The sequence below is a fragment of the Ruegeria sp. HKCCE4148 genome (assembly GCF_017872495.1).
Classification (GTDB): Bacteria; Pseudomonadota; Alphaproteobacteria; order Rhodobacterales; family Rhodobacteraceae; genus Ruegeria.
The window spans coordinates 108,361-122,122 of sequence record NZ_JAEDOS010000008.1; the positions used below are offsets into that span (position 1 = coordinate 108,361).

10 protein-coding genes are annotated in these 13,762 nt (G+C 56.3%); 6 read left to right on the forward strand and 4 right to left on the reverse strand.

Annotated features, from left to right (window positions below; translation table 11 throughout):
* Positions 1 to 36: 36 nt before the first annotated feature.
* The 4 genes from I9187_RS17925 to I9187_RS17940 all read right to left on the reverse strand — a co-directional run bounded on the left by I9187_RS17925 (position 37) and on the right by I9187_RS17940 (position 4,370).
* On the reverse strand, positions 37 to 828 hold the full coding sequence (locus tag I9187_RS17925; protein WP_171177089.1) for a xanthine dehydrogenase family protein subunit M: 792 nt from the start codon (positions 826 to 828) through the stop codon (positions 37 to 39).
* 94 nt (positions 829 to 922) lie between these two features.
* Positions 923 to 3,283 (reverse strand): xanthine dehydrogenase family protein molybdopterin-binding subunit, encoded by a 2,361-nt coding sequence (locus I9187_RS17930; protein WP_171177087.1) that lies wholly within the window; start codon positions 3,281 to 3,283, stop codon positions 923 to 925.
* 51 nt (positions 3,284 to 3,334) lie between these two features.
* Positions 3,335 to 3,817 carry a (2Fe-2S)-binding protein gene (locus I9187_RS17935; protein WP_209509363.1) on the reverse strand — a complete coding sequence of 161 codons (483 nt, stop codon included), beginning with the start codon at positions 3,815 to 3,817 and terminating at the stop codon, positions 3,335 to 3,337.
* Between the two features lie 28 nt (positions 3,818 to 3,845).
* Positions 3,846 to 4,370 (reverse strand): carbon monoxide dehydrogenase subunit G, encoded by a 525-nt coding sequence (locus tag I9187_RS17940; protein WP_171238297.1) that lies wholly within the window; start codon positions 4,368 to 4,370, stop codon positions 3,846 to 3,848.
* 230 nt (positions 4,371 to 4,600) lie between these two features.
* On the opposite strand from I9187_RS17940, the gene I9187_RS17945 reads away from it, so the two are divergent.
* From I9187_RS17945 to I9187_RS17970, 6 genes are all read left to right on the forward strand, one after another.
* Positions 4,601 to 5,284 (forward strand): response regulator transcription factor, encoded by a 684-nt coding sequence (locus tag I9187_RS17945; protein ID WP_171177081.1) that lies wholly within the window; start codon positions 4,601 to 4,603, stop codon positions 5,282 to 5,284.
* A gap of 46 nt (positions 5,285 to 5,330) precedes the next feature.
* Positions 5,331 to 6,500 carry an FIST N-terminal domain-containing protein gene (locus I9187_RS17950; RefSeq protein ID WP_171177079.1) on the forward strand — a complete coding sequence of 390 codons (1,170 nt, stop codon included), beginning with the start codon at positions 5,331 to 5,333 and terminating at the stop codon, positions 6,498 to 6,500.
* Positions 6,501 to 6,503: 3 nt separating this feature from the next.
* Entirely contained in the window at positions 6,504 to 8,717 is a 2,214-nt protein-coding gene (locus I9187_RS17955) for a PAS-domain containing protein (protein ID WP_171177077.1), read from the forward strand.
* A 97-nt stretch (positions 8,718 to 8,814) separates the two neighbouring features.
* Positions 8,815 to 10,992, forward strand: coding sequence for a Tex family protein (locus tag I9187_RS17960; RefSeq protein WP_171238298.1), 2,178 nt, complete (start codon positions 8,815 to 8,817; stop codon positions 10,990 to 10,992).
* Positions 10,993 to 11,164: 172 nt separating this feature from the next.
* A complete protein-coding gene (locus I9187_RS17965; RefSeq protein WP_171177073.1) occupies positions 11,165 to 12,562 on the forward strand; it encodes a bifunctional enoyl-CoA hydratase/phosphate acetyltransferase in 1,398 nt (465 codons plus the stop codon).
* On the forward strand, positions 12,559 to 13,755 hold the full coding sequence (locus I9187_RS17970) for an acetate/propionate family kinase (RefSeq protein ID WP_171177070.1): 1,197 nt from the start codon (positions 12,559 to 12,561) through the stop codon (positions 13,753 to 13,755). The genes I9187_RS17965 and I9187_RS17970 overlap by 4 nt, the downstream gene beginning before the upstream one ends.
* The last annotated feature ends 7 nt before the right edge of the window (positions 13,756 to 13,762 follow it).

The following is a 13,762-nucleotide window of genomic DNA, read 5'->3' on the forward strand; positions in this document are numbered from 1 at the left end:
GAACCGGGGCTTAGCGGACTCTCGTTTCAACAATGCTTACATGCAGGCTTCAATTGCGCGCTTTGTCATGACCGATACAAGGTGCGCGCGGTATTCTTTGCTGCCATGCAAATCGGCGATCATGTTCGCCGGATTGATCCGAAGGCCCATCAAAGCATCTGGGCGGAATTCCTTGTCCAGGGCTTCTTCGGCCTCGGACCAACGGAAGACACCATCTTCGCTTGCACCCGTCACAGCAACGCGCACGCCATCCGCAAAACGAGCCAGGTAGACGCCGACCAACGCAAACCGTGACGCGGGCTGCAGGAACTTTTGATAGCTCGCTGCCTGCGGTACGGGGAAACGGATCGAGGTGATGATTTCACCTTCGTCAAGCGCAGTTGTAAACATGCCCTCAAAGAACGCATCCGCAGCGATCTGACGCGCATTTGTCACGATGGTTGCCCCGGACCCCAGAACCCCCGCTGGATAGCAAGCTGCCGGATCATTGTTGGCCACAGAGCCACCAATGGTGCCCCGATTGCGCACTGCAGGATCACCGATCTGACCGGCAAGCGCCGCCAGGGCTGGATACGTAGCGGCAGCGTCACGCTCCACAGTGGCATGCGTTGTCGCGCCACCGATCGAGACGGACCCGTCATCCTCAGCGCAAACGCCCTGCATCTCGGCTATCCCACTCATCGACACCAGCTTGGATGGCGCGGCAAGTCTCTGCTTCAGTGTCGGGATCAGTGTCTGCCCGCCTCCCAAAGCCTGCGCATCCTCAGCCCCCAACGCGGCAACCGCATCGGCGATGGTCGAGGGTTTTTCAAAATCGAAACTGTACATTTCGTCTTCCTTTCCGAAAGGCGCGGATCCGCCCTTCATCTGGCTATAAATATCTCGGGGAGCGCGAGGGGCTGGCCCCTCGCACCCCAACACCTCAGCTGTTCATCGCCGACCAGACGCGAGCCGGGCTCATCGGCATGTCGATGTGATCCACCGCCTTCCCGCCCGAGTTCAACGCATCCAGCACCGCATTGACCACTGCAGGTGGCGAGCCAATTGCACCAGCTTCACCACAACCCTTCACTCCAAGCGGATTGTGCGTACAGGGCGTCTGGCTGGAATGGTCAACACCATAAAACGGCACATCATCCGCGCGCGGCATGGCGTAGTCCATGTACGAGGCGCTGAGCAGTTGGCCGTTCTCATCATAGGCACAGTTCTCAAGCAGAGCCTGGCCGATGCCCTGGCCAATACCGCCATGCACCTGACCGTCGACGATCATCGGGTTGATGATGTTGCCAAAGTCGTCCGCCGCCGTGAACTTTTCGATGCTGACCTGGCCGGTATCCGGATCGACCTCAACCTCACAGGCGTAGGCACCAGCCGGGAAGGTAAAATTGGCCGGGTCATAGAACGCAGTCTCTTCCAGCCCTGGCTCCACTTCTAGCGGGAAGTTGTGTGGAACATAGGCCGTCAGGGTTACATCGCCCCAGGCCACCGATTTGTCGGTTCCTGCTACACTAAACTGACCGTCTTTCAACTCGATATCGGCCTCGGACGCTTCCAACAGGTGCGCGGCGATCTTTTTGGCTTTTTCGATCACCTTCTCAGTTGCCTTGACCATAGCCGAGCCGCAGACAGCCAACGAACGAGAGCCGTATGTGCCCATTCCAAACGGAATCTTCGAAGTATCGCCATGTACGATTTCGACCAACGACTCATCAATGCCGATCATGTCGGCCACAACCTGTGGGAAGGCGGTCTCGTGCCCTTGTCCGTGGCTGTGTGCGCCGACCATGACGCTGATTGAACCGGTGGCGTTCACGCGAACAGTGGCTGCATCATAAAGACCCGCGCGGGCCCCAAGCATCCCAACAATGTTGGATGGCGCAATGCCACACGCTTCGATGTAGCAGTTGATGCCCAAGCCCCGCAGCTTGCCTTTGGCTTCGCTTTGCGTACGACGCGCGGCAAAGCCTGCCAGATCAGCAGCGGCCTCAAGCTTGTCCATCGTTCCGTTGTAATCCCCGGTGTCATAGGTCAGCGCTACTGGTGTGTCATAGGGGAACTGAGTGACAAAGTTCTGACGGCGCAGCGCTATCGGGTCGACGCCCAACTCGCGCGCTGCCTTATCCACTACGCGCTCCAACTGGAACGTCGCTTCGGGACGACCCGCACCGCGATAGGCATCCACCGGAACCGTGTTGGTGAACATCGCTTTCACATTCACCTGAATGACCGGCGTCTTGTAGTTGCCTGCCATCAGAGTCCCATGCAGCCAGGTTGGAACCGAGCTTGAGAAGGTCGACAGATACGCACCCAGATTGGCAAAGGTGTTGGTACGCAGACCGATGAAATTGTTATCTGCATCCAGCGCCAGTTCGATCTTGCTGACATGGTCACGGCCATGGGCATCTGACATGAACGCCTCGGACCGGCTTGAAGTCCACTTGACCGGACGGCCACAAGCTTTGGCAGCGAAGGTACAGAATGCCTCTTCCGCATAGTGGAAGATTTTGGTGCCGAAGCCACCGCCAACGTCTGGGGCCACAACGCGCACCTTGTGTTCGGGTAAGCCCAGAACAAAAGCGCACATCAACAGGCGGATCACGTGCGGGTTTTGCGACGTGGTATAAAGCGTATACTCGTCCGTTCCACGCTTGTATTCGCCAACGGCGACACGCGGTTCCATTGGGTTCGCGACCAGACGGTTGTTGACCAGATCAAGCGTCGTCACATGCGCGGCATTGGCAAAGACTTCATCGACCTTGGCGTCGTCAGTTTCACCCAACTGCCAATCGTAACAGATGTTGTTCTTTAGATCGTCATGAACCAGCGTTGCGCCATCCTGCGCTGCAGCCTTCATGTCGATTACAGCGGGCAGCTCTTCGATGTCCAGATCGATGGCTTCGGCAGCGTCACGCGCCTGCTCAAGGCTGTCGGCCACAACTGCGGCAATCGGATCGCCCACATGGCGCACTTTGCCCTGCGCCAGAATAGGATGCGGAGGTTCCTGCATCGGAGCGCCATGCTTGTCGGTCACTTCCCATCCGCAAGGCATCCCGCCGACGCCTTCAAAATCCTTGCCGGTGAACACCTTGACCACGCCGGGCATGGCTTCGGCGGTAGAGGTGTCTATTGATTTGATCCGACCATGCGCAATGTCAGATCTCAGAAAATGCACATAAGCTTGGCCATGTACGTTTATGTCGTCGGTGTAATTACCTGCTCCGGTCAGAAAGCGCACGTCCTCGCGCCGCTTGGAACTGGCTCCGATGCCACTGTCTTTGGGCATTGCTTGTTCTCCTCCCTGGAAAAGAATTTTCGGCGAAAATTCTTGTGCGCCTCACTCGGCGGCGATGCTGGAAACGTCTTGGCCAGATGCGGCCATGATCGCTTTGACGATGTTGTGATACCCGGTGCATCGGCACAGGTTGCCTTCCAGATATTTCCGGATTTCAGCCTCGGTTGGGCGCGGGTTCTCTTTCAGCAGTGCTACCGCACTCATCACCATGCCTGGCGTGCAAAAGCCGCACTGAAGGCCATGGTGGTCCTGAAACGCCTGTTGGATCACGTTCAGCGATCCATCCGCATTGGCCTGGCCTTCGATTGTACCAACGTCGGCCCCGTCAGCCTCAGCCGCCAGCATGTTGCACGACTTCACCGCCTCACCGTTCACATGCACGACGCAGGCGCCACACTGCGCAGTGTCACAACCGACATGGGTGCCCGTCAAAGACAGATGCTCACGCAGAAAACCGGACAGCAATGTCCGGCCCTCAACGTCTCCGCTTACGGCCTTGCCGTTCACGGTCATTGAAATCTTCATGAATTTCTCCTCCCTGAATTCCCTTGGTTCAATCGCCCAATACGCGTTTGAACCAGCCTTTCTTTTCTTCCTTTTCCTCACCGTCATCCGAAGTTTCCGCCTCGGGCGCTGGTTGCGGTTCGACCGCGTTCTGAAAATTCTCAAAGAACTGATCAGCCAGTTTTCTGGCAACGCCGTCGATGATCCGTCCTCCCAACTGGGCCAGCTTGCCGCCAACACGAGCGTCGACGCTGTATGTCAGCAAAGTACCTTCGGGGGCGTCTGCCAGACTCACATCTGCAGACCCTTTGGCGAACCCTGCTGCTCCGCCCTTACCTTCACCCGAGAGCTTCACGCTTTCAAGCGCCACGAGATCGGAAAGAGTGACGGCCCCTTTGAAGGTCGCTTTGACAGGCCCCACTTTTTGCACAACCGTTGCTTCGAACCCGTCTTCAACCGAGCCTGTCATCTCCTGACACCCCGGAACGCAGTCTTTCAGAACCTCCGCCGACAAGAGCGCATCCCAGACCTTGGATCGTGGCGCAGCTATGACGCGGCTGTCACTCAGTTCCATTCAATGTCTCCAACCATTTTTTGTTACGCTACGCGGTGTTGGCTGCCCTGCCTATAAGACCTTGGGTGTAGTCGCCGCCCTGCGCGCGGCCAATATAGACCACTGTGACGCTGCATTTCCCTGTAAGCAAACCATTTGTCGTCTACGACCATCGGCCAGTAGGGACGGTTTTCATTGAGTGTTAGGATTGGTTAGGCTGGGACCAAATGGATTACAAAAGGCGATACCAAATGCTTGCCGATTCCGCCCGACGGACAGATTTCAAGAATGTGCTGATTGTTGATGACCATCCTTTGTTTTGCGACGCTCTGTCGATGACCTTACAGACGGTGGCGAAGATTGGCGACATCCACACTGTGGACAGGCTGGAAGGTGCCATGGATCTACTGGCGCAAGGATTAAAACCGGATGCGGTCATGCTGGATCTGAACCTGCCGGATGTGGACGGGTTGGACGGGCTTGTGCGTCTTAAAGCTGCTGCCAATGTGCCGGTCATTGTGGTGTCTTCCCTGACGGACAGCCGTGTTGTCAATCAAGTTATTCAAGCCGGAGCGTCTGGTTATGTGCCCAAGCACAGTCAGCGGGATGTGTTTCGAACAGCAATAGAAGCGGTGCAAGCAGGTGACATCTTTGTGCCCGAAGGCTGCGTGTTGATCGAGGCGGAAGAAGACGACGAACACAGCGATGCAGTAAACCGGCTGGCGACGCTGACAAATCAGCAATCGCGAATACTGCAACTGATCTGCGAAGGCAAATTGAATAAGCAAATCGCCTATGACCTTTCAATTGCCGAGACCACGGTAAAGGCGCATGTTACTGCAATCATGCGGAAATTGGGTGTGCAAAGCCGCACGCAGGCGGTTTTGATCGCCAAGAAAGCGTCGTTTGCCAGCGTCTTGCAAGAGCAGGGCTAAGCGGCATAGTCTCATTCAACCGTCGCGCTTTGAGGGAGGACGCACGATGGACCAAGCAGTCGGGTGTGCGACAGCTCAGGCCCGTGCGCCAGGCATCGTTAAAACGGCATTTGTACATTATGACAGCACCCAGGCGGTCAAATCACTTGAACGCGATTTGGGTGATGGGCCTTTTGCGCTTGTCATTCTTTTCGTAAGCTCCAAGTCAAATGCGTCTGCCGTCATTTCCGAAGCTCAGCGTATTTTTGCGCCAACACCTGTTGTCGGCTGCACCACCGCCGGAGAGTTGGCGAATGATGGCTATTGTGAAGGCAAAATCGTCGCGATTGCCATGCCGCAAAGCCACTTTGAAGCCCGCACTGTCCTTATTTCCGATCTGAACAACATTGATGCGCAGAGCATTATTAACGAGATGATTAATAATCGTCATGCCATGATGGAGTCATCGCCTGACTGGGCGCATGAATTCACATTCCTGATGATCGACGGGTTGTCGACCAAAGAAGATGCACTGACCTCTGAACTTGCAGTTGGCTTGGGGCCGGTGCCTTTGTTTGGCGGCTCGGCCGGGGATGGAACGCGATTTGGGCAAACTTTTGTGTTGCATGAAGGTCGTGCGCTCAGCAATGCGGCCATTCTGGCTCAGGTTCGTACCCGCTGTCCGATCAAAGTGTTCAAAACCGATCACCTAGTGCCGGCCCAACGGCGCATGGTTGTCACCAAGGCTGATCCGGCAAAGCGGATTGTACAGGAGATCAACGCAGAACCAGCCGCGCGCGAATATGCGCGCATTCTTGGAAAAGACCCCGAGCAACTGACAACATTCACCTTTGCCGCCCATCCAGTGGTCGTGCAAATTGGCGGGCAGCATCACGTCCGCGCGATCCAACAGGTGGCTGGCAATGGGGATCTGGTTTTTTTCTCGGCCATTGATGAAGGTTTGGTTCTGACGCTGGCTGAACCTCGTGACATGGTCGAACATCTGCAAACAGAAATTAGTGCGCTGAACGAAAAGCACCAACCGGATACCATTTTGGGCTGTGACTGCATCCTGCGCCGGTTAGAGGCGCAGGAAAAGCAGAAGACGCGCGACATCTCGGATATTCTGGCGCGCAATCATGTGTATGGGTTTTCGACCTATGGCGAACAATACAATTCAATCCATGTGAACCAGACGCTCACCGGTGTTGCGATTTATCAGCCGGAGGATGAGTAACTCATGATCGAGCACCTGACGGACCCCTCCGACACGATAGAGCGTCAAAACGAGAAGCTACGCAAAATTGTCGAAGCTCTTATGCGGCGGGTCGAAGAGTCGACAGATGCTTCAGGAGCTGCATATGCGCAGTTCCAGCGTGCAGCTGTTTTGGAGCAAGAGGTTCGAGCCAGAACAGACGATTTGGAACGCGCACTTGAGCTGCTGAACGAGTCAAACGCAAGGCTGGCGCAGGCCAATCAGGAAACCGAGGCGGCGCGGGCCGACCTCGCCAACGCAATCGAAACGGTTCAGGAAGGCTTTGCTCTGTTCAATCGGGATGATCAACTTGTGCTGTGCAACAGCCGTTTCGGTTCACATATGCCCGACATTCAAGACCGGATGAACCCCGGGCTCGGGTTTTCGGATTATGTCGAATTACTTAGCCAGTCCAAGTTCCTGTCACTACCCGAAGGGATGACCCCGCATGATTGGGGCCAAACTCGCCTGGACCGGCACAGCGAAGATCGCGTGGTCTTTAATGTCCGGCTTGTTGGAAATCGTTGGATGCAGGTGTCCGAGCACCGCACACCAGATGGCGGCACTGTGATCCTACAGACGGATGTAACCGACATTATGCGTATCGAGCGGCAGGAGAGAGACCGCATTCTCGATGACAAAGCCCGCTTGATCCGCGCAACTTTGGAACATATCGAACAGGGTGTCTGCATATTTGACAACAAACACCGCCTGATTGGCTGGAACAATCGTGCCAGCGAATTGTTGGCTGTGCCAATCACCCAATTTCAGATGGGTACACGTTTCGACACTCTGTCCAACCGCCTCAGCGCAAACATTTCTTTCCAAAAGGGGATCACCGAACAGGACTTGTTAAATTGGGTGCGTCGCAGGACCTCGCGACGACCGCTGCAATTTCAAATGCATCGCGGGCGCTCAAAGATTCTGTCTGTTTTTGCTCAGGAAATGCCGGATCGGGGTTTTGTGATCTCTTTTACGGATGTGACGGCGGAACGCAAATCAGCCGAGGCCTTATATGAAGCAAAAGAACTGCTGGAACAGCGCGTGGCGTCACGCACGGTGGAACTTGCCGACGCGCTGAATGAGGCCGAGCGTGCCAACGCGTCGAAGTCGCGTTTTGTGGCCGCCGCCAGTCACGATCTTCTTCAGCCATTGTCAGCCGCAAAGCTGTATGTGGCGTCGCTGGGCAGCGGGTTACAAGGCGAAGATGCCCAGGCTGTTGCTGCAAAAGCGGAAAGTGCGTTGAACAGTGTTGAACACATTCTCGAGGCTTTACTGGACATATCAAAACTGGATTCAGGGCGCGCTCGTGTACACTTGTCCCCAGTTCCTCTTGGACAGCTGTTTTCTCAGATTGAGGACGCATTTCGCCCGGTTGCACAGGCTAAGGGATTGGATTTGCGCTTTGTGGGCACGAGCTCGGTTGTCACCAGTGATGCAAGTTATCTGCGGCGCATTCTACAAAACCTGTTGTCGAATGCGATCCGATACACCGAGGCAGGCAAGGTGCTGGTGGGCGTCAGGCGGCGCAAGAAAACCGTGTCGCTAGAGGTTTGGGATACTGGCATCGGCATCGCACCACATCACAGAGATACTGTTTTTCAGGAGTTTCAGCGTTTGCACTCAGACGCTAGCGCCGCAGAAGGTATGGGGTTGGGGCTTGCGATTGTTGAACGGGCCTGCGGGTTGTTGAGACACCCGATCCATTTGCGGTCCGAGGTTGGCAAAGGTTCGGGGTTCTCGGTTGAAATTCCTCTGGCAAAGACAAGACTGCCGGTGGTGCGCGATCCCTCGGCGCGTCAAAAATCAAACTCTGTATTGCCGTGCAACACTGTCACTTTGCTGATCGAAAACGATGAGAACCTGCGCAATGCGTTGCGCATGACCATCGAGTCTTGGGGTGTTGAGGTTCTGGAAGCGGAAGGCGGAGAAGACGCAACCCGTCTACTACGAGAAATAGGTATACTGCCAGATGTCATTGTTGCCGATTACCAGCTAAATAACGATGAAACCGGGATTGATGCAATAAACGCACTGTTCCACGCGTTTGGCCCTTTGCCTGGGTGTATTATTTCGGCCAATCGGTCCGCTGACCTTGCTGACTACTGTGCGCGTGCTGATCTTCCGTTGCTCTATAAACCTATTGACGCCCAAGTGTTGCGGGCAACTTTGGAAACATCTGTCGCTGGGCGTGATTAACCGCCCCGATTTTTTGCGACCGCTTCAGGGCTGGGGTCTTTTACTTGTTGAAACGGCTGGGTAAGACACCCTTCCACAGTTGTTTCAGGAGGCTCCTTTGGACCGTATCGCCCGCACCATTGCCACCGAGATTAATGCAGGCTCCAATCAGGTCGGAGCCGCGATCAAATTGCTGGATGATGGGGCAACCGTGCCATTTGTCGCCCGCTACCGGAAAGAAGCAACAGGCGGTTTGGACGATGGCCAGTTGCGTTTGTTGTCCGAGCGGCTGACCTATCTACGAGAGCTTGAAGCGCGACGTGAAACCATCCTGAACTCGATCCGGGACCAGGGGAAGCTAACCGAAGACCTGAGCAAATCAATTGCCCGGGCCGAGACCAAGGCGCAACTGGAAGATATTTACCTGCCGTACAAGCCCAAACGGCGCACCAAGGCGATGATTGCGCGGGAAAATGGGCTTGAGTCGTTGGCCGATGCCATTTTGGCCGACCGTGATGCGGAACCGGAAACACTGGCCAAGGCTTATCTTTCCGAGGCGGTACCGACCCAGCGCGACGCGCTAAACGGGGCGCGGGATATTTTGACCGAACGGTTGACGGAAAACGCTGAACTTTTGGGCGAACTGCGGACCTTCATGCAGCGCGAGGCAATACTGACTGCAAAGGTCATCGATGGAAAGGAAAAGGAAGGCGCGAAATTTAGTGATTACTTTGACCATTCCGAGCTTTGGGCCGATGTGCCGTCGCATCGTGCGCTGGCGATGCTGCGCGCCTCGAAAGAAGGCATTGTTACGTTGGATATCGCGCCCGAACCCGAATTTGGCGCGGCGCGGGCCGAGACGATTGTCGCCGCACATCTACAAACGCGCGGGAAGGGGCGAGGAGATGCATGGCTGCGCAAGGTTGCGGGCTGGACGTGGCGTGTAAAACTGTCGTTATCGATGATGGTTGATCTCATGGCGGATCTGCGCAGCCGAGCGCAGGACGAAGCCATTCAGGTCTTTTCGCGCAATTTGAAGGATTTGCTCTTTGCAGCGCCAGCAGGGGCCAAGGCCACTTTGGGTCTTGACCCGGGCATCCGCACCGGTGTGAAGGCGGCCGTTGTTGATGCAACCGGCAAGGTGGTGGCGACCGACACGCTTTATCCATTTCAGCCTAAGAAGGACGTGCGCGGGGCGCAGGCGACCATCCTCGATCTGATCTCGGCCCACCAGATCGAACTGATCGCCATCGGTAACGGGACCGCCAGCCGCGAAACTGAACGGTTGGTTGCAGACACACTTTCCCTGCTGCCGAAGACGGTGAAAGCGCCGACAAAGGTGGTGGTGTCCGAGGCGGGGGCTTCGGTCTACTCCGCCTCTGAACTGGCTGCGCGCGAGTTTCCTGATCTGGATGTTTCGCTGCGCGGGGCAGTGTCCATTGCCCGGCGGTTGCAGGACCCGTTGGCGGAGCTGGTTAAAATCGAGCCCAAATCCATTGGCGTCGGTCAGTATCAGCATGACGTGGATCAACACCGGCTTTCCCAGTCTCTGGATTCCGCGATTGAAGATGTGGTGAATGCAGTTGGCGTCGATCTGAATACCGCTTCTGCCCCGTTGCTGTCGCGTGTGTCGGGTCTGGGTCCGGCACAGGCAGAGGCCATCGTTACCCATCGTGATCTGAATGGGCCGTTTCAATCGCGTAAAGATCTGTTGTCCGTTGCTCGGCTGGGCCCGCGTGCATTTGAACAATGCGCCGGCTTCCTGCGCATCCGGGATGGCGCAGAGCCGCTGGACGCCTCTTCGGTTCACCCCGAAGCATATGACATCGCCCGACGTGTTGTGGCCGCTTGCGGACGCGATATTCGACGCATCATGGGCCATGACGGAGCTTTGAAAGGAATGAGGGCCGAACAGTTCGTGACAGAAGATTTCGGTCTGCCGACGGTTCGGGACATCTTTGCCGAGTTGGAAAAGCCTGGACGCGATCCTCGCCCAAGTTTCGTCACGGCCTCCTTTGCGGATGGCATCGAAGAGATCACTGACCTGAAGCCCGGGATGGTTCTGGAAGGCACCGTGACAAACGTGGCCGCCTTCGGGGCATTTGTGGATGTTGGTGTTCATCAAGATGGGCTGGTCCATGTCAGCCAGTTGGCAGATCGATTCGTCAAAGACCCGCATGAGGTTGTCAAAACCGGGCAGGTTGTGAAAGTCCGCGTTGTCGAGGTGGATGTGCCCCGAAAACGGATCGGCCTGACGATGCGAAAACAGGGCGGCGGTGGAATGAGGCGCTCTTAGTCTTCGATGTGCCTAGTTTCAGGACGCACAGACATCAAGTCGTTGCATTCTGAAGGTAGAGTGGCGTCCAAACCGGGCGGCGTTGTTGCATCGTTTTCATTGAACGCCAAACTGAGTATCAGCAAGAGAGTTCACAGCGCCGCGACACGGACCGAAACGGAATCGAAAGTTCATGCAGTATCACAACAAGCCTTATGACAAGCTTCAGGTCGGCGATACTGCCGAGCTGGTTCGTACCTGCTCTGTCGACGACTTCTATGTATTCGCGAACAATTCCGGCAATCACAATCCGCTCCATCTGGCAAGTGAAGATGGCGACGGTGATCATACCAACGAAGCGGTTGCGCCTGCCATGTTTGTGGGGGCTCTGATCTCTGCCGTCCTGGGAAACGTTCTGCCGGGCGCAGGGACGCTCTACAAGTCGCAGAACTTTAACTTTATTGAACGGGCACATGCGGGTGATGAGCTTGTGTCCAGGGTCACGGTTGCAGAAAAGCGACCGAACCGAGAAGTTGTTTTCGATACAGCTGTGACACGCCCATCCGACAGCGCAGTGATCGTTACTGGGCAAGCTGTTGTCGTTGCACCGGACAAAGAGCTGGCGTTTGCCGAACTGGAATTGCCCGGGCTTGTGGTCAAACGGCATCGGCACTTTGACGCCATGTTGGATAAGGTGCGCCCTCTGCCGCCCATGCCGACGGCGGTCGTGGCCCCTGAGGACCCGAATTCTTTGGGTGGTGCCCTGCTGGCCGCGCACGAGACGATCATTGCCCCTATTTTGATCGGTGATCCCAAGAAAATCGCCAGCGCGGCCGCCGAAATAGGCGCTACGCTCGATAAGTTTGAGATCATACCGCAGAGCGACCATTTCAGCGCAGCCAATACGGCGGTTGATCTTGTTGCTGCAGGTCGGGCCAAGGCGTTGATGAAAGGGCATCTGCACACGGATGAACTGTTGAAGGCCGCGCTGCGACGCGAGAATGGCCTGCGCGCGGGACGCCGGTTTACCCATGTGTTTGTTATGGACGTGCCAGGGCAACCCAGACCGCTATTGGTGACAGACGCGGCGATAAATATCGAACCGGACCTGGAAACCAAGATAGACATTGTCCAAAACGCGATCGATCTGGCCTTGTCTCTGGGGATCGAACAACCCAGGGCGGGCATCCTTTCCGCTATCGAGACTGTCAATCCGGCTATTCGATCTTCGGTGGATGCGGCCTTGCTGTCGAAAATGGCGGAACGCGGTCAGATCACAGGAGGGTTGGTTGATGGCCCCCTTGCCATGGACAATGCCGTCAGCCTCGCTGCTGCGCGATCTAAAGGAATAGTCTCGGACGTTGCGGGCAAAACAGATATTCTGGTGGTGCCCAATCTGGATGCCGGAAACATGATGGCCAAGCAACTGACCTATATCGCGAATGCAGAAGGGGCAGGGGTGGTGATGGGGGCCAAAGCGCCCATCATTCTGACCAGCCGAGCTGATGACGACAAGGCGCGGCTGGCGTCCTGCGCTGTAGCCGCGCTGCACGATGCATTTACTATGTCGCAAACCGGAGCACACGCATGACACATGTCGTGACATTGAACGCTGGATCGTCTTCGATGAAATTTGGTCTGTTCGAGTTGACCAATGACGATCCGATAATGGTTTGCACCGGGGCGGTTGAGCGGATTGGCGAGGGGGAGCCTTTGGTCAAAGCCAAGTCATCTGATGGCAGTGTTTTGGCCAGTGGCACGGCGGGCGAAATCCATGACCATGCCGCGGCCCTGGATTGGGTGTTGAATCTGCTGGCGCGTTCATTTCCAAACAGCGAGGTGACCGCATTTGGACATCGTGTTGTCCACGGTGGTCCGAATATCGATGCACCGCTGCCGCTGACCGAAGCCTCCATTGAAGCGCTGGACAAGCTTTCGCCCTTCGCGCCATTGCACCAACCGCACAATCTGGCCGGGGCAAAGGCGGCGATGAAACGGTTTCCGAACGCTGCCCAGATCGCCTGTTTCGACACGGCCTTTCACCGTAACCACCCGTGGGAGAACGACGTTTTTGCCCTGCCACGCGAGTATTATGAGAAGGGCGTTCGTCGATACGGTTTTCATGGCCTGAGCTATGAATACATCTCGGACCACATGGCCAAGACGGCCCCGTTGTTGCACGAAGGTCGCGTGGTTGTTGCCCATCTGGGCAACGGTGCATCAATGTGTGCAATGATCGGAGGGCGATCTGTTGGCTCGACCATGGGTTTTTCGGCTTTGGATGGGCTGCCAATGGGGTCGCGTTGCGGACAGCTTGATCCCGGTGTGGTGCTGTACTTGATGGATCAGGAGGGGTTAAGCGCCGACGAAATCTCGGACCTTCTGTTCCGCAAGTCAGGCTTGCTGGGCCTTTCGGGGTTATCGAACGACATGCGTACCTTGGAAAAGGCGGACACGCCCGAAAGCCGTCAGGCGATCAGTTACTTCACATTCCGTATTCGGCGGGAGCTCGGGGCGATGGCGGCCATTCTGGGCGGTATAGACGCCTTGGTATTCACCGGCGGGATCGGAGAAAACTCGCGACTGGTGCGCGACCGGGTGTGTTCCGGAATGGGATGGTTGGGGATCGAGCTGAACCCGGATGCGAATGCGGACAATGATCGGATCATCTCAACGGATCTGTCCCGCGTTGTGGTCATGGCGATCCCGACGAATGAAGAACTGATGATTGCCCGCGCCGCAGCGGACCTGTTGGCCGGTCGCCCACATCTGAAAACCGCGTAGCGGCGGT

Excerpts from the sequence above, each read along its gene's own strand:
- I9187_RS17925 (WP_171177089.1), bottom strand. The coding sequence starts at position 828 with ATGTACAGTTTCGATTTTGAAAAACCCTCGACCATCGCCGATGCGGTT.
- I9187_RS17930 (WP_171177087.1), bottom strand. The coding sequence starts at position 3,283 with ATGCCCAAAGACAGTGGCATCGGAGCCAGTTCCAAGCGGCGCGAGGAC.
- I9187_RS17935 (WP_209509363.1), bottom strand. The coding sequence starts at position 3,817 with ATGAAGATTTCAATGACCGTGAACGGCAAGGCCGTAAGCGGAGACGTT.
- I9187_RS17940 (WP_171238297.1), bottom strand. The coding sequence starts at position 4,370 with ATGGAACTGAGTGACAGCCGCGTCATAGCTGCGCCACGATCCAAGGTC.
- I9187_RS17945 (WP_171177081.1), top strand. The coding sequence starts at position 4,601 with ATGCTTGCCGATTCCGCCCGACGGACAGATTTCAAGAATGTGCTGATT.
- I9187_RS17950 (WP_171177079.1), top strand. The coding sequence starts at position 5,331 with ATGGACCAAGCAGTCGGGTGTGCGACAGCTCAGGCCCGTGCGCCAGGC.
- I9187_RS17955 (WP_171177077.1), top strand. The coding sequence starts at position 6,504 with ATGATCGAGCACCTGACGGACCCCTCCGACACGATAGAGCGTCAAAAC.
- I9187_RS17965 (WP_171177073.1), top strand. The coding sequence starts at position 11,165 with ATGCAGTATCACAACAAGCCTTATGACAAGCTTCAGGTCGGCGATACT.
- I9187_RS17970 (WP_171177070.1), top strand. The coding sequence starts at position 12,559 with ATGACACATGTCGTGACATTGAACGCTGGATCGTCTTCGATGAAATTT.